Here is a 22,559-nt window from a genome sequence, read left to right on the forward strand (position 1 = left end):
TGTGAGGGTTCACGTCATCGAAAGGTGCACACATGCTCGACCACGTCCTGATCCTCGCCGAGGGCGGCTCGCACGCCTCCGAGGGCGGCGTCCCCCCGATCCTCGTCGGCGGCGCCATGTTCCTCGGCCTGCTCATCCTGCTGGGCATCACCTACCTGTTCAGCGGCCAGAACCAGCGCCCCGCGAAGACCCGCACCGGTGCTCGCGCGCACACGGCGCAGGAGAGCGCCTCGACGGACGCGCGTCGGCACTGACGCATGGAGGGGCAGCCTCGCCGGATCGGCGTGATGGGTGGGACGTTCGACCCGATCCATCACGGCCACCTGGTCGCCGCGAGCGAGGTGCAGAGCGTCTTCGGGCTCGACGAGGTGATCTTCGTGCCCACCGGCCGGCCCTGGCAGAAGTCGGACAAGGTCATCTCCGACCCTGAGCACCGGTACCTGATGACGGTCGTCGCGACCGCCGCGAATCCGGTGTTCACCGTGTCCCGCGTGGACATCGACCGTCCGGGCGCGACCTACACGATCGACACCCTGCGGGATCTGCAGCGCATGCATCCCGACGCGGACCTGTTCTTCATCACCGGTGCGGACGCCCTGCAGTCCATCCTCACCTGGAAGGACACCCGGGAGATCTTCGAGCTCGCCCATTTCGTGGGCGTCACGAGGCCCGGCCACGAGCTCGAGACCGAGGGCCTGCCCGCGGACCGGGTGACCCTCATCGAGGTCCCCGCGATGGCGATCAGCTCGACCGACTGCCGCATCCGCGTCTCCGCCGACCAGCCCGTGTGGTACCTGGTCCCGGACGGCGTGGTCCAGTACATCAACAAGTACGCCCTGTACACAGGAGGTGAGGGCGGTGAGTGAGAACGACGCCCCGCAGGCGCCGAGGCGCCACGGTCGACGTGCCCGCCAGCTGACCCCCGAGGAGACCGCCGAGCAGCGGGCCCTCGCCGCCCGGCACACCGGCGAGCTCCCGGCCACCGGCGACGGCCCGAGTCCCGCTCCCGGTGACGACGACGCCGCGGCGGCCTCGGGCCGGGAGACCGACGGGCCCGCTTCCGGCGGCGCGTCCGGCGCGGCATCCGACGATGCCTCGGCCCCGAGCACCGAGGCGCACGGGCGCGCGCCCGGTGCCGCCCATCACGCTGCCTCCAGCGGCGGCGCGGGGACGTCCGGTGCCTCCGCATCGCCGGACGCGCTGCCCGCGGGTCGTCCCTCCTCTCGCGGCGCGGTCGCCTCCCCGACGGCAGAAGCCCCCGTCCCGAAGCTCCGCAAGTTCGGCAAGCGCGCCCGGATCATCGAGGTCGAGTCGGAGGAGCCGACCCCGTCGGCCGACTCCGCGACGACCGCAGAGGCGCCGAGCGGCGACCGGGACCCCGAGCCCACGGGCGACTCCGAGCACACGGCCGAGTCCGAGCCCGTCGACCCTTCGACGAAGACCTCGACGTCGGAGCCCTCGAGCGCTGCCGGGGAGAGCCCGGTCGGCGGGGACGCCGCTGACGCCGACGCAGATGCCGCGCACGAGTCGTCCTCGGACGGCTCGGCCCAGCCGACCCTCTCCGGTGCTGTGATCGGCTCCGCCTCCGCGGGTGCGCAGACCACCGGCACCTCGACAGCCACCATCGAGCGGGACGCCGACGGCGTCGAGCTCGGTGAGATGGGCGTCGGCGAGGCCCCGGGCCCCAAGCCCGCGCCGCGCTTCGACGGCCGCGTGCTGAACCGTCCCGAGCAGGGGCGCGGGAAGCCGCTGCTGTGGGTCGTGTGGGTGCTCATCGCCCTCGCGATCATCGCGCTCGTGGTCCTGCTGGCCACGGGCGTCCTCGGCCCCGGGTCCGACCAGGCCCTGGCGGCTCCGCTGCACGATTCCCTGCATTCCGCCGCCCCTGTGATGACTGCTGTTCCCACCGACCTGGAGGTCACCTCCGCGTGAGCGCTTCGCCCGAATCCCTCGACCTCGCCCGTGCCGCCGCGCACGCGGCCGCCGACAAGCTCGCCGAGGAGATCATCGGCCTGGACGTGTCCGAGCAGGTCGTGATCACCGACGTGTTCGTGGTCTGCAGCGGCTCCTCGGAGCGCCAGGTCAGCGCCATCGTCGGCGGCATCGAGGGGGACCTCATCAAGGAGCACCGCCGCAAGCCCCTGCGCCGCGAGGGCGAGCGGGACGCCCGCTGGGTCCTGCTCGACTACGGAGACGTCGTCGTGCACGTCCAGCACGCCGAGGACCGTGCCTTCTATGCGCTCGAGCGCCTGTGGCGGGACGCGCCCGTCGTCGACCTGCAGGTCGAGGGCGCCGGCGCATGAGCGATCCCCGCAGCCGCCTGCTGCTGGTGCGGCACGGGCAGACCGACCACAACGTCCAGGGGCGCCTGCAGGGACAGGTCGACATCCCGCTGAACGAGACCGGCCGCGAGCAGGCCCGAGCGGTCGCGCATGCGCTGTCCCGCCACCGCTTCGATCTCGTGATCAGCTCACCGCTGGCCCGCGCCCGCGACACCGCCCGCGCGATCGCCGACGCGGTCGGCGCGGCCCAGGTGGAGACCGAGGCCGCCTTCATCGAGCAGAGCTTCGGGATGTGGGAGGGCCTCACGGGGGAGGAGATCCGCGAGGGCTGGCCCGAGCTGCACGCCCAGTGGCGCGCCGGCACCACCGTTCCGGGCCTCGGCATCGAGGACCGCGAGAACGTGGGGGAGCGGTTCGCCGTCGCCGCCCGCGCGCTGATGTCGGAGAACCCTGGGGCGACGATCCTCGTGGTCTCCCACGGCGCCGCGATCCGCGCCGGGATCACCACCCTGATCGGCCTGGACGCGGGCGCTTTCCACGGCATCGGCGGCATGGGCAATTGCCACCGCAGCCTGCTCGAACCGCTGTACTCCGACCCCACGGGGAGGGCGATGAGGTTGCTGTCACACAACGTCCCGGCCGATTTCGCATGAGCTGGCCGAGGTTGTAGACTCGTCGAGTCGCAAGGCCGGACCGAGAGGTCAGGGCCGGATCGGCACCCAGTACGGGGCTATGGCGCAGTTGGTAGCGCGCTTCCATGGCATGGAAGAGGTCAGGGGTTCGAATCCCCTTAGCTCCACTCGAGAAACCGTGAGACAGTGACTCGTCACGAAGGCCCCCACCGGATGGTGGGGGCCTTCGTCGTGTCCGGGACGCTCGTGGAGCCGTCGGACCGGACGACGACGGTCGGCCCGCGGCCCTGTCACTGCTCGAGATCGAGCTCCCGCAGGAAATCCGCCGGCACCAGGGACTCCGGCTCGTCGACCTCGAAGCCGTTCTCGCGCATCCACGCGCCGTCGAAGAGCTTCCCGAGGTACCCGCGCCCGTGATCGGGGAGCAGGGCGACCACGACCGCGTCGGCCGGCAGCTCCCGAGCCTCGCGCAGGGCGGCGACCACGGCCATGCCGCTCGAGCCGCCCACCAGCAGACCCTCCTCGCGGGCGAGGCGACGCGTCATCGCGAAGGACTCCGCGTCGGGGACCCGCTGGAGGCGGTCGACGAACTCGGGATCGAAGGTCTCGGGGACGAAGGTGCCGCCCACACCCTCGATGAGGTTCGCGTGGATCTGCTCGGGATCGTCGGGGTCCGCCGAGTAGATCGATCCCTCGGGATCCGCGCCGATCACCTGCACGCAACCTCCGGAGGCCTCCTTGAGGAAGCGTCCCGCGCCGCTGATCGTCCCGCCCGTGCCGATGCCGGCGACGAAGTGCGTGACCGCGCCGTCGGTGTCGCGCCAGACCTCCGGCCCCGTGGTCTGGAAATGCGCGAGCGGGCCGTTCCGGTTCACGAACTGGTTGGGCTGGAAGGCGCCGGGGATCTCGCGCGTGAGCCGATCGGCGACGCTGTAGTAGGAGCGGGGGTCCTCCTTCGGCACCGCGGCCGGCGTCACCACCACCTCGGCGCCGTAGGCCGTGAGCACGGCGCGACGGTCCGCACCCACCTTGTCCGGCACCACGAAGACCGTCCGGTAGCCGCGCTGCTGGGCGACCAGGGCGAGGCCCACACCGGTGTTGCCGCTCGTGGGCTCGACGATCACGCCGCCCGGGCGCAGACGGCCCTCCCGCTCGGCGGCGTCGATGATGGTGCGGGCGATGCGGTCCTTCGAGGAGCCGCCGGGGTTGAAGTACTCGACCTTGACCAGGAGGGTCGCGTCGATCCCCTCGGTGACGCGCTGCAGGCGGATCAGGGGAGTGGAGCCGATGAGATCGGCTGCGGACTGGGCATAGTGCACGGAAGGTGTCCTCTGGACGGGGCGCGGCGGAAGGCGTCGACGCCGCGCGGTGGTCGATGGATCGTCGGGCGCGGTCGGCGGGGAGCGCGGGCGCGCTCGGGCCGAGCGCAGGCGCTCAGGGACGACAACGACAGGTCAGCACGGCGCCACGGTAGCCTTCCGCGGGCGCGAGGGGCAATCGGAGCGCGCAGGCCCCACCGCCCGCGCCTCGGCCTGCTCCCCCGGGAGCAGTGGGAGATGCTCCCGGGGGAGGGCGACCCGGCGCACGCTCCGGCGTAGCCTTCGAGCATGCGCGCGAGAGATGGGGCGGATCCCTCGCCCCGCCCCCGGGGCCGACGGGGTCCGGGGCGCGTGGTCGCGCTGGTGCCCGCCCTCGTCGCCCTCCTCGTCCAGGTGCCGCCGACGCTCGCCGTCGGCGTGTGGACGGAGACGGCTCCTGCACTGATCGCGGTGCGGACCGCAGCGGCTGTGCTCTCGGCGCTCGCCCTGCTCGCGGTCTGGAAGCGGCCCGGGCCGACGGTGATCGTGATCGCGCCGCTCGCGCTCGTGCTGCTGTTCCTGCCGCCGCCCTTCGGTTCTCCGCCGGTCGCGCTCGGCATCGCGCTGGTGATCGCGCTGGTGCGCGCCGCCCCCGTGTGGGCGCTCGCGACCGCGTGCAGCACGTGGGTGCTGGGGGTCGTGCTCGCCGAGCTGCTGTGGCCTACGGGTGCACCCCAGCGGATCATCGCGGGGACCGTGATGCTGGCCGTCTGCCTCGGCCTCGGCATGGGCATCCGCTCGCGCTCCGAGCGGATGCGCAGGCGGGAGGCCCTGCTCGAGCAGCGGCGCCGGGAGGCCGAGCAGGCGGAGCGGGACCAAATCGCCCGCGAGCTGCACGACGTCCTCTCCCACTCCCTCTCCCAGATCTCCGTGCAGGCGGGGATGGGGCTGCACCTGTTCGACAGGGATCCGGCGAAGGCCCGCGAGTCCCTCGGGAACGTCCGCCGCCTCGCGGGCGGCGGCCTCGAGGAGGCCCGCGGGGTGCTCGCGACCCTGCGCGGCGAGGAGGCGCCGCTGACCCCGGAGCCGCAGCTCGCGGACCTCCCCGCGCTCCTCGAGCAGCATCGGGGCCTCGGGCTCGCGATCACGCTGGACAGCGACCTCGAGGGCGCGGGTCCTCGCGGCACGAACCCACTCGGTGCGGACCCGCGCGATGCGGGGGCCCCGGCGGGCCGCACCCAGGCGACCGCCGTCCGCATCGTCCGCGAGGCGCTCACCAACGTGGTGCGGCACTCCGGGGCGGAGACGGCCGAGGTCAGGCTGCGCCGCGAGGGCGCCGTGCTCCGGATCGACGTCGCCGATGATGGAGTCGGCACTGCGCTCGCCCATCCCGGGGCGGGGATCCGCAGCATGAGGGACCGCGCCGAGCTCCTCGGCGGGACACTCGCCCTCGGCCCCGGTCCGCGGGGACGCGGGACGATCGTCACCGCACGGCTTCCCTGGAGGCAGACATGATCCGCGTCGCTATCGCCGACGACCACCAGCTCGTGCGCGGCGGGTTCCGCGCCCTGCTCGACGCCGAGGAGGACATCGAGGTCGTCCTCGAGGCCGCCGGCGGCCGGGAGCTGCTCGCGGCGCTGCGCAGCACCCCGGTGGACGTCGCCCTCGTGGACATCCGGATGCCCGAGGGCGACGGGCTCTGGGCCACCGAGCAGATCGCCGCCGACCCCGCGCTCCGCGCGCTGCGGGTGGTGATCGTGACGACCTTCGAGCTCGACGAGTACGTGGTGCGGGCGATCCGGGCAGGAGCCGCGGGCTTCCTGGTCAAGGACACCGAGCCCGCCGATCTGATCCGCGCCGTGCGGGTCGTGCACGAGGGCGGCGCTCTGCTCTCGCCGGGCATCACCCGACTGCTCCTGGACCGCGCCGCCGGAGGTCTGCGCGAGCGCCCGGAGCCCGCCGCGCTCGGCGAGCTCACCGAGCGCGAACGGGAGGTGCTGCGCCTGGTCGGGGAGGGGCTCAGCAACGAGGAGATTGCCGGCAGGCTCGTGCTCTCCCCGCTCACGGCGAAGACGCACGTCTCGCGGATCATGCAGAAGGTCGGCGCCCGTGATCGCGCGCGCCTGGTCGTGCTCGCCTACGAGACGGGAGTGGTGCGACCCGGCTGGAGCTGATGGGGTCCGGCTGGGGCTGGCGAGCCCCGGCACCTCGCCCCTGCTCCCGGGGGAGCAGACGGAGTGACTCCCCGCGCGGGATGTGCGACGGGCCCGTGCCCGGTTCGCTGGAGGCATCGGGTCGCCGCACGTGCGGCCCCAGTCGGAAGGACACGCCATGCACACCGCGATCACCACCGCTCTCACCTCGACGCACACCGCTCCTCTGCTCGCCGACGGCGGAGCAGGCCCGTGGGGCGCCCACCCCGTCGGCCCGTTCTTCCTGCTCGCACCCCTGTTCTGGCTCGTGGTCCTCGTGGTCGCGATCGTGCTGCTGACCCGAGGACGCCGGCGCTGGTCCGCCGAGCGCCGCGAGGAGCGCGAGCAGCACCGGGTCGAGGAGCGAGCGCGTCGGGCCGACGAGGCCCTCGCGCCGCTGCGCCGCGCCGAGCTGACCCTCGCCGAGCGCTTCGCCCGGGGCGACCTCGAGGAGGCCGAGTACCGCCAGCGGCTCGAGGTGCTGCGCGCGAGCGCCGCCCTCACCGAGCGGAGCTGAGAGCCGGCACAGAGGCCCGGGCAGCTGGGCGCCGGGGCCCACGGAACCGCGGAGCTCGGCGCCCCACGTCGGTGATGGTGTGTGACCCACGGCATCCGCAGTCCGCCGCGCGGATCCGTACCCTGGAGGCACGCCCCATGAGGAACGGAACTCCGTCTGCCCTGGAGGCGATCGCCACGACCAGCTGGACCACCACCGTCGGCACCCACGACACCTTCGGTTCGAGCGCGCAGCCCGTGCTCCACGTGATCTACGCGTCCGAGACCGGGAACGGCGAGGAGCTCGCCGAACGCGTCGCGCCGCCCGCTGCCCGCGCCGCCGGCATCGGCGTGCGCGTGCGCGAGATCGACGCCGTGCCCCTCGAGGAGCTCGCGCAGATGCGCTGGGCGCTGTTCGTCGTCTCCACCACCGGGCAGGGCGATGTCCCCTACGACGTCGAGGAGCTGTGGGACGCGCTGATCGCCTCGGACGCGCCGGAGCTCGACCAGCTGCGCTTCGGGGTGCTCGCCCTCGGGGACCGGGTCTACGCGGACTTCTGCCAGGCGGGCATCGAGTTCGACGACCGCCTCGCCGAGCTCGGCGCGCAGCGTCTCGTCGACCTCGTCACCTGCGACTACGACTACGAGACCCCCGCCTCGCGCTGGCTGCGCGAGGGGATCGACACGGTCGCCCGCGACATGGCCGAGGCCACCGGGGGAGCGGACCCCCGGGAGCCGTCGAGCACGGACACGGGTGCGAGCGGCCCCGAGCCCGCCGCGGCCGGGTCACTGATGGTCGAGCCCGAGCCGCTGCGCATCCCCGACCCCGCGGCCCGGACCGACGGGACCGCGGTCATCGAGCACGTGCGGGTGCTCACCGACACGGACCCCGATCGGGAGATCCTGCACTGCACGCTCGCTCTGCCGCCCGCGCTCGCGGCCTCGGGGCCCGAGGGGCCGTCCTGGCAGGTCGGCGACTCGGTCGACCTGCTCGAGCCCAACGACCCGCGCCTCGTCGCCGCCGTGCTCGACCGGCTGCGGATCGACCCGGACCAGATCGTGGAGGATGGGACAACGAGCATCTCCGCCGCGCGTCTGCTGACCGAGCGGCTCGAGCTGCGCCAGCTGCCGCGATCGCTGGTGGAGTCGATCCAGGAGCGCACCGGTGATGTCGAGCTCGGGCGGCTGCTCGCCTCGCGCGTCGCGGACTTCGAGCGCTGGAGATGGGGACGCGACCTCCTCTCCGTCCTCGAGGAGGTCCCGCAGCTGCAGGCCGACGCCGAGGACCTCGCGCGGTGGCTGCGCCCCCTGCAGACGCGCGCCTACTCGATCGCCTCGAGCCCACGGATGGACGCCGGTCGCGTGGACCTCACCGTGCGGACCCTCCGCTACGAGCGGGCCGGCCGGATCCTGGAGGGCACCGCGAGCGGCGCCCTCTCCCGGCTCTGTCGACGCGCGGGCGAGGACTCCGGCGAGCGCCGCTCCCGGGAGGTCCTCGTGCGGCACCGACCTGCGCCCGGGTTCCGCCTGCCCGACGACCCGTCGGCCGATCTCGTGATGATCGGACCGGGCGTGGGCGTCGCACCGTTCCGCGGCTACCTCCAGGAGCGGAGCACCCGCGGTGACACGGGCCGCAACTGGCTTCTGTGCGGCATCCGCGAGCGCACCCGGGATCTGCTCTACGCACGCGAGCTCGAGGCGTGGCGTGAGGACGGGGTGCTCACGCGTCTGGACATCGCCGAGTCGCGTGCGGCGGACGGCGCCGAGTACGTCCAGCACACGATCGATCGCCTCGGTCCCGAGCTCTTCGCGTGGATCGACGGGGGAGCGCACCTGCACGTGTGCGGCGATGCGCGCGAGATGGCGCCCGCCGTGCGACTCGCCCTGCGAGCCGTCGCCTCCCGGCAGCTGGGCTCCCCGGAGCGGGGCGCGGCCTGGGTGGCGCGGCTCCAGGCCGAGCACAGGTACCGGGAGGACGTGTACTGAGCCCGGGCGGCGGGGCCTCAGGGCCGCGGAGCGGTGAGGACGCTGCGGATCGTCATGTCCTTGGCCGGACCGGTGACCTCCCAGGTCACGCGCCATTCACGCTCGTCCGCGATCTCGACGAGGCCGTCGTAGCGGTCCTCGCCGCAGGGGTGCACCACGGCGCGTCCGGGCGCCCAGGGATGGAAGTCCCGGCCGTCGGCGAACAGGACCATCCATTCCTCGCCGGGGGATCCCGTGCGCGGCTGCCCGTCCTGGAATCCCTCGCGGCGCTCGATGAGGAGCTCGCGGCGCACGGGGATCGGCGGAGCATCCGCGGCGCCGCGGGTGAGCTCGCCGCTCTCGCGCCAGGCGATGCGTCCGTCCTCGCGCATCGAGAGCTCGGTCGTCCCGGTGACGTGCAGGGTCTCGCGGGCCCGGCGGTCCTCGATGCGGCGGCTCAGCAGCCAGCTGCCGACGAGCTCCCGCGGGCTCGCACCCGGCGACACCCGAGGGCCGGGTCGGTCGGGGGTGGAGGCGTGTCTCACCCGTCGAGGCTATCGAGGGCGCCGCGGAGGCGACAACAGCCCTCCGGCACCCTCGCAGCGGCGTGCGCGGCCTCCGTCGGACGATCCCTCGGAAAACCCCCGTGACGCGAGCGGCCCCGGACGGCGATACTCGAGGGCGTGACCGTCGGCTCCCGCGGTGCGGACCACGGGAATACCTCCCGATCCGCCGACGTTCCCGTCAGTGCCGCTCGCGTCGACGCCAGGCGCCGGTCCACGGCGTCCGCCGTCGGCCTCGGCGCTCCCGCCCTTCCCGCAGGGCCGCCGGCTCCGCCGCTCCGGCCGCGGGCCCTCGACGACCCACCGGCGCCTCTCTCCCGCGAGCGCGCCGCCGCCCTGACCCAGGAGTCCCATGTCCTCGCACGAGACCGCGCCCTCCCCGCAGCCCGCCGCGCCGGCGGCCACGGGCATCGATCCCCAGGGCATGCGCGTCATCTGGCTGCTGCTGGTCGCCGCCTTCGTGGCGATCCTCAACGAGACCACGATGGCGATCGCGATCCCTCATCTGAACAACGACCTGGGCATCGCCCCGGAGAACGGGCAGTGGCTCACCAGCGGCTTCATGCTCGTGATGGCCGTGGTCATCCCCACCACCGGCTTTCTGCTGCAGCGCTTCACGACGCGCCAGGTGTACCTCTTCGCCATCAGCGCGTTCTCCCTGGGGACGCTGGTGTGCCTGCTCGCGCTCGGCTTCCCGATGCTGCTGCTGGGGCGCGTCGTGCAGGCGATCGGCACCGGCATCATGATGCCGCTGCTGATGACCACGATCATGAACGTCGTGCCCGCGCACTCGCGCGGCCGCATGATGGGCCGCGTGGGCCTCGTGATCTCGCTCGCCCCCGCCATCGGCCCGACCCTCTCGGGCGCGGTCCTGGACACCCTGGGCTGGCGCTGGCTGTTCGGGATCGTGCTGCCGATCGCCCTCGTCGCCCTGCTGCTCGGCGCCCGCTGGATGACGAACCTCGGGGAGACGCTCCGCGCCCCGCTCGACGTGCTCTCCGTGATCCTCTCCGCCCTCGCCTTCGGCGGCCTCGTCTACGGGCTGAGCCTGCTGGGCTCGGCGCACGAGTCCGCGGGCGGCGGCGGAGCGAGCGCGACCGTCCCGGGCCTGGGCACCCAGGGCACGGCGGCCGTCCTGATCGTCGTCGCCCTCGTGATCCTGGCCCTGTTCTGCCTGCGTCAGATCTCCCTGCAGCGCGCCGACGACGCACTGCTGGACCTCCGGGTCTTCCGCTCGCGCACCTTCACCCTGGCCGTGATCATCATGGGCGTCGTCGCGATGGCCATGTTCGGCACGCTCACCCTGCTTCCGCTGTACCTGCAGAACGTCGCGGGCCTGGACGCGCTCATGTCCGGGCTGATCCTCATGCCCGGCTCGATCCTCATGGGACTGCTGGGACCCGTGATGGGCCGGGTCTACGACGCCAAGGGGCCGCGCGTCCTCCTCGTGCCCGGCACGATCGTGGTCGCGGGCGCCCTGCTGTTCTACTCGACGGTGGGCGAGGACACCGCCTGGCCCGTGCTGATGATCGTCCAGACCCTCATGTCCGTGGGCCTCGCGATGACCTTCACGCCGCTCTTCTCGGCCTCGCTCGGCTCGCTCCAGCGCCGTCTGTACTCCCACGGGTCGGCCGCGCTGAACACGCTCCAGCAGGTGGGCGGCGCGGCCGGCGTCGCCGTCCTCATCGGCCTGTACTCCTCGATCCTGCATCAGGGGGAGGCCGACGGCCTCTCGACCGCGGCGGCCGGCGCCCCGGGCGCCCGGGCGGCGTTCCTCGTCGCAGGCCTGATCGCCCTGGTGCCCGTGGTGCTCGCCTGGTTCATCCGCCCGCCCGAGGAGGCCGAGGAGGAGCCCCAGCAGATCCCCGTCGAATCGGCCGCCTGAGCGGCGTGACGCCGCAGACCGCAGAATGGACGGCATGACCAGCGCTGCCGCCGCACCGCCCGAGCGATCCGCACCGCGCATCGGGACCCTCGGCCTCGATCTGGACGCGACCCTCATTCACGGGCCGCTGGGGACCGTGATCGCGGACCTCGATGCGCAGGTCGCGCGCGAGCAGGGCATCGTCGGCCTCCACGACCAGGTGATGGCCGAGGCACAGGTCCTCTTCGCCGAGGACCCTGCCGCGGCCTACGACTGGCAGGCGACCCTCGCCCGGGTGGCCCGCGAGCGCGGTGCGCGACTGCCCTTCGACATCGTCGAGCGCCTCGAGGAGGTCGCCCCGGCGCGCACCCGCCTCCTCGAGGACGACGCCCCGGACGTGCTGCGCGCGGTGAGGGCCGAGGGCTGGCGGCTCGTGGTGATCACCAACGGCTGGCGCCGCTATCAGGTGCCGGCCCTGCGGGCGGTTGGTCTGCTCGACCTCGTCGACGACCTCGTCACCGCCGACTCCGCCGGCGCGCCGAAGCCCGACCCGGTGATCTTCGCGAGCGCCCGGAGCGGCGAGGGTCCCCTCGTGCACCTCGGGGACCGGCTCGATGACGACGTGCTCGGCGCCCACCGAGCGGGCGGCGCCGCGATCCTCTACTGCCCCTCGGCCCCCGCCGACGACGAGCCCTTCGCGGACTTCCTCCGTGATCTCGCCGGGCGCCAGCAGGCGCGCGTCAACCCCGACGATCCGCTCGCACGCCCCGATGCGGTGATCTCCACGATCACGGATCTCCCCGGCGCGCTCCGAGCGCTCGCGTGGACATGAACCAGCCGCCTCTCCCGCCCAACCGGTCCGTCCCGTCCGACCGGTCCGGTCCGTCCGACGGGCCCTCCCTGCGCGAGGCGGATGTGGTGGTCATCGGTGGGGGCCAGGCGGGCCTCAGCGCCGGCCACCACCTGCTGCGCCGCGGGGCCGACGTCATCATGCTCGACGCCGAGGACGGTCCGGGCGGCGCCTGGCGACATCGCTGGGACTCGCTGACCATGGCGACGGTCAACCACATCGCCGACCTCCCCGACATGCCGCAGGACGACGTCCCCGAGACGGAGAGCGCGAACGTGGCGGTGCCCGCCTACTTCGCCGAGTTCGAGCGCCGCCGTTCCCTGCCCATCGAGCGGCCCGTCCGCGTGACCTCCGTGCGCCCCGAGGATCCGGACGCGGGGGTCGACTCGCCGCTGCGCGTCGAGAGCGTCGACGGGCAGGGGAGGGCGCTCACGTCGATCCGCACGCGCGCGATCGTGAACGCGACCGGCACCTGGAGCAATCCGTTCGTCCCGTTCGTCCCGGGGATCGGCACCTTCCGCGGCCGCATGCTGCGCACGGTCGACTACCCGGGTGCCGAGGCCCTCGCCGGGCAGCGGATCGGGATCGTCGGCGGCGGGATCAGCGCCACCGGCTTCCTCGCCGAGCTCAGCGAGGTCGCGACGACCTTCTGGTACACGCGCCGGGAGCCGGTCTTCCGCGAGGGCGGATTCACCCCGGAGATCGAGGGCCGCGCGGCCGTCGCGATGGTCGAGGAGCGCGTGGCGCAGGGACTCGCCCCGCTCAGCGTGGTCTCCGTGACCGGTCTGCTCTGGAGTCCGGCCCTTGCGGCCGCCGCTGCCCGGGGAGCGCTCCACCGACGGCCGATGTTCACGCGGATCGTGCCCGAGGGCGTGATCGAGGCCGACGGCACCACGACGCCCCTGGACGTGCTGCTCTGGGCCACCGGGTTCCGCGCGGCCCTGGACCACCTCGCGCCCCTGCACCTTCGCGCCCCGGGCGGCGGCATCCGCATGGACGGCACCGAGGTCGCCGGCGATCCCCGCATCCACCTCGTCGGCTACGGCCCCAGCTCCTCGACCATCGGCGCCAACCGCGCGGGCCGCGCCGCCGCCCGCCGTCTTCTCCACCGTTGACGTCCCGCCCCGACCGGCCGCGATTTAACGCAAGGGACGTGTGGCGATAATCCCTCGGTCCTGCAGGGTGTCGGCGGTCTGCCGTACTGTCGGAGGCATGAGCGACGCCACAGGATCCGGGACCGCAGCACCGACGCCCAAGGACCGGGGGAAGCGCCCCCCGCGCCCTCAGGCGGTCCTCGAGGTCATCGGCAAGCAGCGGATCACGCCGAACCTGCTGCGCGTGATCGTCGGCGGGGACCAGGTCGGCGTCCTGAACGACAACGACTCCACCGACAAGTACCTCAAGCTCCTGCTCCCGCAGCCGGGAAGCGGACTGCAGCCGCCCTACGACATGGAGGGGCTGCGCGAGACCGCGCCCGAGTCCATGCCGTCCCGACGCACCTACACGGTGCGCTCCTGGGACCGGGAGAAGCAGCTGCTCGCCCTGGACTTCGTGCTCCACGGCGAGGGCACGGTCGACGGGATCGCCGCCGCGTGGGCGGACGCCGTCCTGCCCGGCGACGTGGTGGCCGCGAACGGCGCCGGCGGCGGCTACGCCCCCGATCCGGAGACGGGCTTCCACCTGCTGATCGGCGACCACTCGGCGCTGCCCGCCATCGCCTCCGCCCTCGAGGCCATGGAGCCCGGGGCGCGCGGCATCGCCCTCGTCCAGCTCGATCACGCCGAGGACCAGCAGGACATCGACCACCCCGAGGGCGTCGAGCTGCGCTGGCTGATCGGCGACCGCGAGCAGCTGGTCAGCGAGACCGAGGGCCTGGACCTTCCGGAGGACGGGCTCCAGGTGTTCGCCCACGGTGAGCGCGGCATCATCAAGCAGATCCGCCGCAACCTCGTCAAGGAGCGCGGCATCGACCGCTCCCTCATCTCGATCTCCGCCTACTGGGCGGCCGGCCGCGTCGAGGACCAGTTCCAGGCCGAGAAGCGCGAGCCCGTCGGCCGCATCGACGAGGACTGAGCCCCGCGCGATGAGCGATCCCAGCGAGGCCCTCGTCGTCGGCGAGGACGGGCTGGCCCGCCCCGTCTGGGCGAGCCGTCACGAGGACCTGCGCGAGTACTACGACACCGAGTGGGGGATGCCACGGCGCACCGAGGCCGAGGTGTTCGAGCGCCTCGCGCTCGAGGGCTTCCAGTCCGGTCTCTCCTGGGCCACGATCCTGCGGCGTCGGCCCGGATTCCGCCGTGCCTTCGCGGACTTCGACCCCGAGGCGGTCGGCGGCTTCGGGGAGGCCGACGTGGAGCGTCTTCTCGCCGACGAGGGCATCATCCGCCACCGCGGCAAGATCGAGGCGACCATCGCCAACGCCCGCGCGACCCTCGCCCTGCGCGAGGCCGAGGGGATCGGAGCCCGCGGCGACCTCCCGCGCGGCTCGACCCTCGCCGACCTGGTCTGGAGCTACCGGCCGGAGACCGGGCCCGCCCCGCGCACCGCCGCCGAGGTGCCGACGACCTCCGCCGAGTCCCGAGCGCTCGCGAAGGAGCTCAAGGCCCGCGGATTCCGGTTCGTGGGGCCGACGACGATGTTCGCGCTCATGGAGGCGCTCGGCGTGGTCGACACCCACCTGGTGGGCTCCCACCGCCGCGGCAGCTCCGGCCTCTGGGACGAGACCGGCGCGCCCCGCGCGTGAACAGCGCGCTCCGCGCCTGAACAGTGCGCTCCGCGCCCGACCCGCGCGCCCCCCGGGCTGAGCAGCACGCTCCGAGCCCGACCCGCACCTCCGATGGCACGCGCCGCACGTGCGGTCATACGTGGTCACACTCCTGGGCGCTGGGCCCGCGTGCGCGCGAGAGTGGCCGGGAGCGGCGTCCTCGACCCCGTCGGCCGCTCGGGAGGAGAGGTCATGTCCACGACTTCGGTGCACGCCGGCTGGGACGCGCGCGACGCCCACGGCTCGCTCGTCCCCCCGATCTACGCGACCAGCGCCTACGCCCACAGCGGGCACGCCTCCCTCAAGGCGCTCTTCGCCCGGGAGAGCGAAGGGTTCGCCTACTCCCGCTCCGGGAACCCCACCACGGCCGTCCTCGAACAGCGCATCGCCGCGCTCGAGGGCGGGATCGGAGCGATCGCCGTGGCGAGCGGGCAGGCCGCCACCACGATCGCGCTGTGCTCCCTGCTCGAGCCGGGCACACACGTCGTCGCGTCCTCCCGGCTCTACGGCGGGACCACCGAGTTCCTCGACGACACCCTCGCCGACCTGCAGGTGACCTGGAGCGCCGTCGACCCCTGGGACGTCGACGGCTGGCGCGACGCGATCCGACCCGAGACCCGCGTCGTCCTCCTCGAGTCGATCGCGAACCCGGGCGCGGAGCTCGCCGACCTCGATGCGATCAGCGCCGTCGCGCACGAGCACGGCGCGGTGGTGGTCGTCGACTCGACCCTCGCGAGCCCCGCCCTCTACCGTCCCGGGGAGCACGGGGCCGACGTGGTCGTGCACTCGGCCACCAAGTACCTCGCCGGGCACGGCACCACGATCGCCGGGCTCATCGTCGACATCGGCTCGTTCGACCCGCGCCGATGTCCCGAGCGCTGGCCGCGCCTGACCACCCCCAACGAGCGCTTCCACGTGACCTTCGCCGACGAGTACGAGGACGGCGGCTCCGGGCTGCTGGGCCTCGCCCGCGCCAAGTACGTCACGGACTTCGGCGCCACCCTTCCCGCCCAGAGCGCGCGCGACGTGCTCGTGGGCATCGAGACCCTCGACCTGCGCCTGGAGCGCATCAGCGCGCACGCCGAGCAGATCGCTCGCAGCCTGCAGGGCACGGACGGAATCGCCCGCGTGAACCACCCGTCGGCCCCCGGGCGCGCCGACGCGCATCTCGCCGCACGGGACTTCCCCCGCGGCACCTCGGGAGTGTTCTCGATCGACCTCGAGGGCGGGGAGGCGGCCGCGGCCGCGTTCTGCGACGCCCTGAGCGTCTTCACCCTGGCCGTGAACATCGGCGACGTCCGCTCCCTGGTCTGCCATCCGGCGACGACGACGCACTCGCACCTGAGTCCCGAGCAGCGGGCCGCCTGCGGCGTGCGCGAGGGCACGGTGCGGCTCAGCATCGGCCTCGAGGACCTGGACGATCTGCTCGCCGACCTGCGGCGGGGTCTCGCCGCCGCGTGCGCGGCCCGCGACACGGGACCGGGCGACGTGGAACCGGGAGACGCGGAACGGGGAGACGCGGCACCGACGGACACGCCGGGTCGCGCCTCGGTCCTCAGCGGCGCGGGCGCTTCCCGCTCGCGAACTGCTTGACGCGCCCGAACCAGCCGGCGGTGCTCACGGCGTTCCCGACGCCGCCGCCCACGGCGTGCCCTGCGGACGCGCCGAGGATCCGGTCGTTGCAGCGCTCGCACAGCACGCGCCCCGTGAACGACCTCCGGGCGCGGCCGCGGATCACTCTCCTGCACTGTTCGCATCGCTGAGCCATGCCTCGAGTCTGCCCCAGCGGGGCAGATCCGTCGAACGGGCCGCGTGCCTCGGCAGGTCGGCTCCCGGGGAGTGCGCGGGGTCCCCGCGCCGTCAGCCGCCGGGACCGAGGTCAGGGGCCCGACGGATCCCGAAGCGCTCGCGCAGGACGCGCCGCGCGGCGAAATGGCCGTTCAGACCGTGGACACCGGGCCCCGGAGGCGTCGCGGACGAGCACAGGAAGTGGCCGTCGTCCGAGAGCCGGTAGGGGTCCCACACCGCGCGGGGCCGCGCGATCATGCGGAACATGGTGATCGTCCCCATCGCGATGTCGCCGCCCACGATCGCCCGGTCGTGCTCGCCCATGCGCACGGCGGGGATGCCGCGCGCGGCGACGATGGTGTCGCGGAATCCGGGCGCGCTCGCCTCGATCTGCGCGATCACGGCCTCGGTGGGATCCTCCATGCCGCCGACGGGCACGTGCGCGTACGCCCAGATCGGCCGCAGCCCGCCGACCTCGCGGGAGGGATCGGCGACCGCCGGATCGCTCACGAGCACCACGGGATGCTCCGGGAAGCGGCCCGCGAGCACCTGGTTCTCGGCCGCGGCGACCTGCTCGCGGGTGCCGCCCAGATGCACGGTCCCCGCACGGCCCACGTCCGCATGCGCCCACGGGATCGGCCCGCTGGTCACCAGATCGACCTTCGCCGCGGCTCCCGCATGCCCGAGGCGACGCAGGCCGCGGGCGGTGCGGCGGGGGATCGAGCGGCCGAGGATCCGGGCGGCGTCGTCGGCGCTCGTGTCCAGGAGCACGGCGCGGGCGGGCGGAAGATCCGCGAGCGAGCGCACAGGGCGGCCTGCGGCCACGCTGCCGCCGTGGGCGCGCAGGTCCTCGAGGAGGGCGTCGGCGATGGCCTGGCTGCCGCCGACGGGGATCGGCCAGCCTCCCGCGTGCGCGAGCGAGGCCAGGAGCAGGGAGACCCCGGCGCCGGCGAGGGAGGGCAGGGGACTGATGCCGTGCGCGGCGACCCCGGTGAGCAGGGCGCGCGCCCTCTCCGTGCGCAGGGGCGAGTCCCAGGCCCGGGTGCCCTGCTGCAGCACCCGCAGCCCGAAACGGGCGCCGGCCGTGAGCCCGGCGGGGGAGAGCACCTCGGGTGGGATCGAGCGCTTGTCGCCGAGCGCGAGGGCGGTGACCGCGTCGGCATGACGGGCGAGGGGCTCGAACATGCGGCGCCAGGAGGGTCCGTCGGGCCCGAGCCCCTCCGCGGTGCGCTCGATGTCGTGCCAGGCGATGCCCGCGTCGCCGCCCGGCAGCGGCTGGGCGTAGGAGACCTCGGGCACGATCGTTCGCACGCCGCGCGCCGCGAGGTCGAACTCGCGCAGGAAGGGGCTCGCGAGCGCCATCGGGTGCACGGCCGAGCAGATGTCGTGGACGATCCCGGGGGCGAGGCCCAGGTCGAGCGTGCGGGCGCCGCCGCCCAGGGTCTCCTCGGCCTCGAGGACCTGGACGCTCAGACCCGCACGGGCGAGGGTGACCGCCGCCGCGAGCCCGTTGGGCCCGGAGCCGACGACCACTGCGTCCAGCGAGGGGGAAGCCATGCTCGAAGCCTAGTGGTCGGGGCCGGGGCGTCGCGCGCGGAACCCGGACCTCCAGGTCGAGGGGCGTGGTCGGCGTGGGCTTCGGCCCGGGCGGCGCCGTGTTCCCTATCGTGGGCGCAATGACCGAAGATCCCGCGCCCCCTCGCGATCGACCCACGGGGCACGGCCCCGAGCAGGCCCATGATCACGGGGGCGTCCCCTCGAGGGGAGAGACCGCGGGACGCACCGGCCCCGGCCCTGCGGCGCCGCGCGTGCGACGGATGGGGCCTGTCGGCCTCGCCTGGCGGGTCCTCGCCATGGCCGCGGGACTGGCCGTGCTGACGGCGGCGCAGATCGGCCACACCGACGACTTCTTCCCGTTCAGCGCGATGGCCATGTTCGCCCAGCCCCGCGACCCGGACGGCGTCATCGACGACACCTGCCTCGAGGGCACCCGCGAGGGCAGCGACGAGGTCGTCCCGCTCGGCTTCCCCGACGCCGGCATCGCGCGCTCCGACGTCGAGGGGAACCTGCGCAGTATCCGCAAGGACCCGCAGCAGCTCGCGCCGCTCGCCCGCGCCGTCGACGCCCACCATCCCGACGCGCGGCGGCTGACGAGCCTCACCGTCTGCAGCGACCGCTATCACCTGCGGTCGGGCGCGCCCGACGGCCCGCCCGAGCACGTCGCCCTGGTGACCTGGGAGGCGCGATGAGCGCGGCGATCTCCACGGACACGAGCACCGCGCCCGCGGCGAGGCGAGCGACGGGACGACTGCTCGATGTCCTCGCCCCGGCGCTCCCTCTCGCGCGTCTCGCGGTGATGCGTCGGCTGATCAGCGCGTTCGTGGTCTTCGACGTGCTGCTGGTCTCGAACGACGTGATCGGCCACGCCGCGAACCCCGAGTACTTCCGGCCGACGGCGCTCACGCGACTCCTGCGCCTGCCCGCGGTGACGCCGGCGCTGGGCTGGGGGCTGCTGGTGGCCGTCCTGGCCTCCGGGGCGCTGGGAGCCCTGGGGCGCGCGCCGCGCGCGAGCGGCGGGGTCCTCGCCGTGAGCTTCTGGATCTGGATGCTCTACTCCCAGGGATACGGCTACATCAGCCACGACCACGTCGCCCTCATGGTCGCCGTGGCGGTGCTGCCCACCGCCGGCATCGCGAGGACCCGGGCCGACGGGGCGGACGGGGCCGACGGGGCCGACGGGGCCGATGGGGCCGACGCAGGCGTGCTCTCCCGGCAGGCGGGCTGGGTGCTGCGCTGCATCCAGATCGCCGTGGTGCTCACCTACTTCTACTCCGTGCTCGAGAAGTCGGTGATCTCCGGGTCGCCGGCGACCTGGGCGAACAGCGCCGTGTTCGCCTTCGCCTTCATCCGCCGCGGCGCCCCGTGGGTGCAGTGGATGCTGGACGCGCCCTGGCTGTTCCGGCCGGCCCAGTGGGCCCTCATCGTCCTCGAGACCATCTCGCCGCTCGCCCTGTTCCTGCGGGGGCGGAAGCTCTACGCACTGATCGGCGTCTTCCTCGTCTTCCATCTCGCGACCTTCGTGGCGCTCGGGATCCACTTCCTGCCCACGGTGGTGTGCTGGGCGGCGTTCCTGCCGCTCGAGAGGATCACCGCGCGACTGCGCGGGCGGGTCCTGCAACGGCGCGCTGCGCGCACGGGCGCCGCGCACCCCTCCCGCGCGCAGGCCGGCGCCGAGTAGCCTCGGAGCCCGGGCGGCCCGAGGAGGCGCCGCCCTCCGACCGAGGGGAGTCCTCATGCCCAGCCACCAGGCCGCCCGCGCCCTGCCGACGCTCCCCGACCAGGACGTGCGCTGCGTCCTGTGCGTGGTCGCGCACCCCGACGACATGGAGTACGGGGCGTCCGCCGCGGTGCACCGCTGGACCGCGCGCGGCGTCGAGGTCACCTATCTCCTGCTCACCGCGGGGGAGGCGGGCATGGCGGAGTCCCCCGAGGTCGTCGCCCCGCTGCGCGCCCGCGAGCAGAGGACCGCCTGCACGACGGTGGGCGTCGAGGACCTGCGGATCCTCGCCCATCCCGACGGCATGCTCGAGCCCTCGCTCGACCTGCGCCGCGACGTGGCCCGCACCGTCCGCGACGTGCGCCCGGACCTCGTGCTCACCACGACCTACGAGGTCGAGGCCTACGGCTCCCTGAACCAGGCGGATCACCGCGCGGCGGGCACGGCCGCCGCCGACGGCACCCGCGACGCCGCGAACCCCTGGGTGTTCCGTGAGCTCGGGCACGACGGCTATCGACCCTGGCAGGCCCGCGCCCTGCTCGTCGTCGGGCATTCGCGGCCGACCCACGCGATCCCCGTCGGCCCCGACGACGCCGAGGCGTCGATCGCCTCGCTGCGCAGCCACGAGGCGTACCTCGCGCACGTCACCGGGCACCCCGCGCCGGAGGAGCTCATCCCGCGCGCCCTGCAGGAGGGCGGCGCGCAGGCCGAGGGCGGCGGGCTCGCCGTCACCGCGCGCGTCTTCGACCTCGGCGGGCTCGGCGGCACGACGGGGGAGTGACCCGCCTGCGGATCAGGTCTCGGGGTCTAGCCGCTCGAGCTCCTCGTCGACGACCTTCGGGTCGAGCTTGGTGAAGATCGGCGAGGGCTTGGAGACAGGGCGCCCGGTCTCGACCTCGCGGTGGCCCCATGCGGGCACGTCCGTGTAGTCGCCCGTGATGATCGCGTAGGAGGGGCCGCCGTCCAGGTCCTCGACCTCGCGGGCCTCGGGAAGCGGGGCGATCTGCCGGTCCCCGCCGAGCGCCCGCTCGACCGCGTTCGCGGAGAACGGGAGGAACGGCGCGAGGATGGTGTTGAGGTCGGTGACGGCCTGCGCGAGCACGTGGAGCACCGTGTGCAGGCGCTCCTGCTGCTCGGGCGCCTTGAGCTTGAAGGGCTCGGTCTCCGAGACGTAGCGGTTCGCCTCGCCCACCAGGCGCATGGCCTCGGCGATCGCGGCGCGCTGCCGGTGCGCCTCGATGAGGGATCCGACGGCCTCGAAGCCCGCCTCGATCTGGGACAGCAGCGCCCGGTCGACGTCCTGGAGCTCACCCGCGGCGGGGATCTCGCCGACGTTCTTCGCGATCATCGCGGCCGTGCGGTTCACGAGGTTGCCCCAGCCGGCGACGAGCTCGTTGTTCGTGCGGGAGACGAACTCGGACCAGGTGAAGTCCGCGTCCTGGTTCTCGGGGCCCGCGGCGGAGATGAAATAGCGCACCGCGTCCGGCTGGTAGCGCTCGAGCATGTCGCGCACGTAGATGACGATGCGCTTGGAGGAGGAGAACTTCCTGCCCTCCATGGTGAGGAACTCGCTCGAGACCACCTCGGTGGGCAGGTTCAGCTCGCCGAAGCGGCCGGGCTCGCCGCCCTTGTCGCCCTCGCCGTTCTGGGCGATGAGCTCCGCCGGCCAGATCTGCGAGTGGAAGACGATGTTGTCCTTGCCCATGAAGTAGTAGGTGAGGGCCTCGGGATCGTTCCACCAGCGGCGCCACGCCTCCGGATCGCCCTGGCGGCGCGCCCACTCGATGGAGGCGGAGAGGTAGCCGATCACGGCGTCGAACCAGACGTAGAGGCGCTTGGTGGGCTGGTCCTCCCAGCCCGGCACCGGGATGCCCCAGTCGATGTCGCGGGTCATCGCGCGCGGCTTGATGTCCTGGAGGATGTTCTGGCTGAAGCGGATCACGTTCGGGCGCCACAGGCCCGTCGCCTCGCGCTCGTCGAGCCAGCGCCCGAGCTCCGCCGCGAGCGCCGGCAGGTCCAGGAACCAGTGGGTGGTCTCGATGAACTCGGGCGTCTCGCCGTTGATGCGCGAGACCGGGTCGATGAGGTCCGTCGGATCCAGCTGGTTGCCGCAGGTGTCGCACTGGTCGCCGCGTGCGCCCGGCGCGCCGCAGATCGGACACGTGCCCTCGATGTAGCGGTCGGGCAGGGTGCGGCCGGTCGACGGCGAGATCGCACCGGAGGTGGTCTGCTCGATCATGTAGCCGTTGTCGCGCACGACCTCGAACATCTCCTGCACCACCGCGTAGTGGTTGCGGGTGGTGGTGCGGGTGAACAGGTCGTAGCTGAGGCCCAGGGCGACGAGGTCCTCGACGATGATCCGGTTGTTGCGGTCGGCGAGCTCGCGGGCGGTCACGCCCTCCTTGTCGGCCTCGACCAGGATCGGGGTGCCGTGCTCGTCGGTGCCGGAGACCATGAGCACGTCGTGGCCCGCCATGCGCATGTAGCGCGAGAAGACGTCGGAGGGGACGCCGAAGCCGGCGACATGACCGATGTGGCGGGGACCGTTGGCGTACGGCCAGGCGACCGCGGACAGGACTGTGCTCATGG

The 22,559-nt window shown here is 73.6% G+C and carries 23 protein-coding genes and 1 tRNA gene; 19 read left to right on the forward strand and 5 right to left on the reverse strand.

Annotated elements, in window-relative coordinates:
* The first annotated feature begins 32 nt into the window (after nt 1–32).
* The 6 genes from ACFQ53_RS08315 to ACFQ53_RS08340 all read left to right on the forward strand — a co-directional run bounded on the left by ACFQ53_RS08315 (nt 33) and on the right by ACFQ53_RS08340 (nt 3,081).
* On the forward strand, nt 33–254 hold the full coding sequence (locus ACFQ53_RS08315) for a hypothetical protein (RefSeq protein ID WP_152352815.1): 222 nt from the start codon (nt 33–35) through the stop codon (nt 252–254).
* Between the two features lie 3 nt (nt 255–257).
* The gene (nadD, locus tag ACFQ53_RS08320; RefSeq protein WP_377857992.1) at nt 258–866 is read left to right on the forward strand and encodes a nicotinate-nucleotide adenylyltransferase; all 609 of its coding nucleotides are present in this window, start codon (nt 258–260) and stop codon (nt 864–866) included.
* Nucleotides 859–1,932, forward strand: coding sequence for a hypothetical protein (locus tag ACFQ53_RS08325; protein ID WP_377857995.1), 1,074 nt, complete (start codon nt 859–861; stop codon nt 1,930–1,932). Before nadD ends, ACFQ53_RS08325 begins: the two co-directional genes overlap by 8 nt.
* Nucleotides 1,929–2,303, forward strand: coding sequence for a ribosome silencing factor (gene rsfS, locus ACFQ53_RS08330; RefSeq protein WP_152352818.1), 375 nt, complete (start codon nt 1,929–1,931; stop codon nt 2,301–2,303). Before ACFQ53_RS08325 ends, rsfS begins: the two co-directional genes overlap by 4 nt.
* On the forward strand, nt 2,300–2,935 hold the full coding sequence (locus ACFQ53_RS08335) for a histidine phosphatase family protein (RefSeq protein WP_377857999.1): 636 nt from the start codon (nt 2,300–2,302) through the stop codon (nt 2,933–2,935). Before rsfS ends, ACFQ53_RS08335 begins: the two co-directional genes overlap by 4 nt.
* 73 nt (nt 2,936–3,008) lie before the next feature.
* A tRNA-Ala gene (locus ACFQ53_RS08340) sits at nt 3,009–3,081 on the forward strand.
* 123 nt (nt 3,082–3,204) lie between these two features.
* On the opposite strand, the gene ACFQ53_RS08345 is transcribed toward ACFQ53_RS08340, so the two are convergent.
* Nucleotides 3,205–4,233: a PLP-dependent cysteine synthase family protein gene (locus ACFQ53_RS08345; protein ID WP_377858002.1), complete on the reverse strand. Its 1,029-nt coding sequence runs from the start codon at nt 4,231–4,233 to the stop codon at nt 3,205–3,207.
* A 288-nt stretch (nt 4,234–4,521) separates the two neighbouring features.
* Between ACFQ53_RS08345 and ACFQ53_RS08350 the strand changes: the two genes are divergently transcribed.
* The 4 genes from ACFQ53_RS08350 to ACFQ53_RS08365 all read left to right on the forward strand — a co-directional run bounded on the left by ACFQ53_RS08350 (nt 4,522) and on the right by ACFQ53_RS08365 (nt 8,885).
* Nucleotides 4,522–5,727 carry a sensor histidine kinase gene (locus tag ACFQ53_RS08350; protein WP_377858005.1) on the forward strand — a complete coding sequence of 402 codons (1,206 nt, stop codon included), beginning with the start codon at nt 4,522–4,524 and terminating at the stop codon, nt 5,725–5,727.
* Entirely contained in the window at nt 5,724–6,386 is a 663-nt protein-coding gene (locus tag ACFQ53_RS08355) for a response regulator (protein ID WP_377858008.1), read from the forward strand. The genes ACFQ53_RS08350 and ACFQ53_RS08355 overlap by 4 nt, the downstream gene beginning before the upstream one ends.
* 157 nt (nt 6,387–6,543) lie before the next feature.
* Nucleotides 6,544–6,921, forward strand: coding sequence for a hypothetical protein (locus ACFQ53_RS08360; protein ID WP_377858011.1), 378 nt, complete (start codon nt 6,544–6,546; stop codon nt 6,919–6,921).
* 137 nt (nt 6,922–7,058) lie between these two features.
* The gene (locus ACFQ53_RS08365; RefSeq protein WP_377858020.1) at nt 7,059–8,885 is read left to right on the forward strand and encodes a sulfite reductase flavoprotein subunit alpha; all 1,827 of its coding nucleotides are present in this window, start codon (nt 7,059–7,061) and stop codon (nt 8,883–8,885) included.
* 17 nt (nt 8,886–8,902) lie between these two features.
* Here ACFQ53_RS08365 and ACFQ53_RS08370 read toward each other — a convergent pair whose 3' ends face one another.
* On the reverse strand, nt 8,903–9,409 hold the full coding sequence (locus ACFQ53_RS08370; protein ID WP_377858027.1) for a DUF6314 family protein: 507 nt from the start codon (nt 9,407–9,409) through the stop codon (nt 8,903–8,905).
* A 370-nt stretch (nt 9,410–9,779) separates the two neighbouring features.
* On the opposite strand from ACFQ53_RS08370, the gene ACFQ53_RS08375 reads away from it, so the two are divergent.
* The 6 genes from ACFQ53_RS08375 (at nt 9,780) to ACFQ53_RS08400 (ending at nt 16,498) form a co-directional block, all read left to right on the forward strand.
* Nucleotides 9,780–11,312: an MDR family MFS transporter gene (locus ACFQ53_RS08375; protein ID WP_377858030.1), complete on the forward strand. Its 1,533-nt coding sequence runs from the start codon at nt 9,780–9,782 to the stop codon at nt 11,310–11,312.
* Between the two features lie 34 nt (nt 11,313–11,346).
* Complete coding sequence (locus tag ACFQ53_RS08380) at nt 11,347–12,123, forward strand: HAD family hydrolase (protein WP_377858033.1); 777 nt, start codon at nt 11,347–11,349, stop codon at nt 12,121–12,123.
* The gene (locus ACFQ53_RS08385) at nt 12,120–13,256 is read left to right on the forward strand and encodes an FAD-dependent oxidoreductase (protein ID WP_377858036.1); all 1,137 of its coding nucleotides are present in this window, start codon (nt 12,120–12,122) and stop codon (nt 13,254–13,256) included. The genes ACFQ53_RS08380 and ACFQ53_RS08385 overlap by 4 nt, the downstream gene beginning before the upstream one ends.
* Nucleotides 13,257–13,353: 97 nt before the next feature.
* Nucleotides 13,354–14,214: a siderophore-interacting protein gene (locus ACFQ53_RS08390; protein WP_377858039.1), complete on the forward strand. Its 861-nt coding sequence runs from the start codon at nt 13,354–13,356 to the stop codon at nt 14,212–14,214.
* 10 nt (nt 14,215–14,224) lie between these two features.
* Nucleotides 14,225–14,884, forward strand: a complete 660-nt coding sequence (locus ACFQ53_RS08395) for a DNA-3-methyladenine glycosylase I (protein WP_377858042.1) — start codon at nt 14,225–14,227, stop codon at nt 14,882–14,884.
* A gap of 213 nt (nt 14,885–15,097) precedes the next feature.
* Nucleotides 15,098–16,498 (forward strand): O-acetylhomoserine aminocarboxypropyltransferase/cysteine synthase family protein, encoded by a 1,401-nt coding sequence (locus ACFQ53_RS08400; RefSeq protein ID WP_377858045.1) that lies wholly within the window; start codon nt 15,098–15,100, stop codon nt 16,496–16,498.
* On the opposite strand, the gene ACFQ53_RS08405 is transcribed toward ACFQ53_RS08400, so the two are convergent.
* Both ACFQ53_RS08405 and ACFQ53_RS08410 read right to left on the reverse strand, forming a co-directional pair.
* The gene (locus ACFQ53_RS08405) at nt 16,461–16,643 is read right to left on the reverse strand and encodes a hypothetical protein (protein WP_377858048.1); all 183 of its coding nucleotides are present in this window, start codon (nt 16,641–16,643) and stop codon (nt 16,461–16,463) included. The genes ACFQ53_RS08400 and ACFQ53_RS08405 overlap by 38 nt on opposite strands.
* Before the next feature lie 122 nt (nt 16,644–16,765).
* The gene (locus ACFQ53_RS08410) at nt 16,766–18,250 is read right to left on the reverse strand and encodes a phytoene desaturase family protein (RefSeq protein ID WP_377858051.1); all 1,485 of its coding nucleotides are present in this window, start codon (nt 18,248–18,250) and stop codon (nt 16,766–16,768) included.
* A 119-nt stretch (nt 18,251–18,369) separates the two neighbouring features.
* On the opposite strand from ACFQ53_RS08410, the gene ACFQ53_RS08415 reads away from it, so the two are divergent.
* The 3 genes from ACFQ53_RS08415 to ACFQ53_RS08425 are packed head-to-tail and all read left to right on the forward strand — an operon-like array spanning nt 18,370 to nt 20,751.
* Entirely contained in the window at nt 18,370–18,942 is a 573-nt protein-coding gene (locus tag ACFQ53_RS08415) for a hypothetical protein (protein WP_377858054.1), read from the forward strand.
* The gene (locus ACFQ53_RS08420; protein ID WP_377858057.1) at nt 18,939–19,931 is read left to right on the forward strand and encodes a hypothetical protein; all 993 of its coding nucleotides are present in this window, start codon (nt 18,939–18,941) and stop codon (nt 19,929–19,931) included. Before ACFQ53_RS08415 ends, ACFQ53_RS08420 begins: the two co-directional genes overlap by 4 nt.
* A 55-nt stretch (nt 19,932–19,986) precedes the next feature.
* A complete protein-coding gene (locus ACFQ53_RS08425) occupies nt 19,987–20,751 on the forward strand; it encodes a PIG-L deacetylase family protein (RefSeq protein WP_377858060.1) in 765 nt (254 codons plus the stop codon).
* A gap of 12 nt (nt 20,752–20,763) precedes the next feature.
* Here the strand turns inward: ACFQ53_RS08425 and metG are convergent, their stop codons facing one another.
* The gene (gene metG / locus ACFQ53_RS08430; RefSeq protein WP_377858063.1) at nt 20,764–22,557 is read right to left on the reverse strand and encodes a methionine--tRNA ligase; all 1,794 of its coding nucleotides are present in this window, start codon (nt 22,555–22,557) and stop codon (nt 20,764–20,766) included.
* Between the last annotated feature and the right edge of the window lie 2 nt (nt 22,558–22,559).

It is taken from the genome of Brachybacterium sp. NPDC056505 (assembly GCF_042794925.1).
Lineage (GTDB): Bacteria > Actinomycetota > Actinomycetes > Actinomycetales > Dermabacteraceae > Brachybacterium > Brachybacterium kimchii.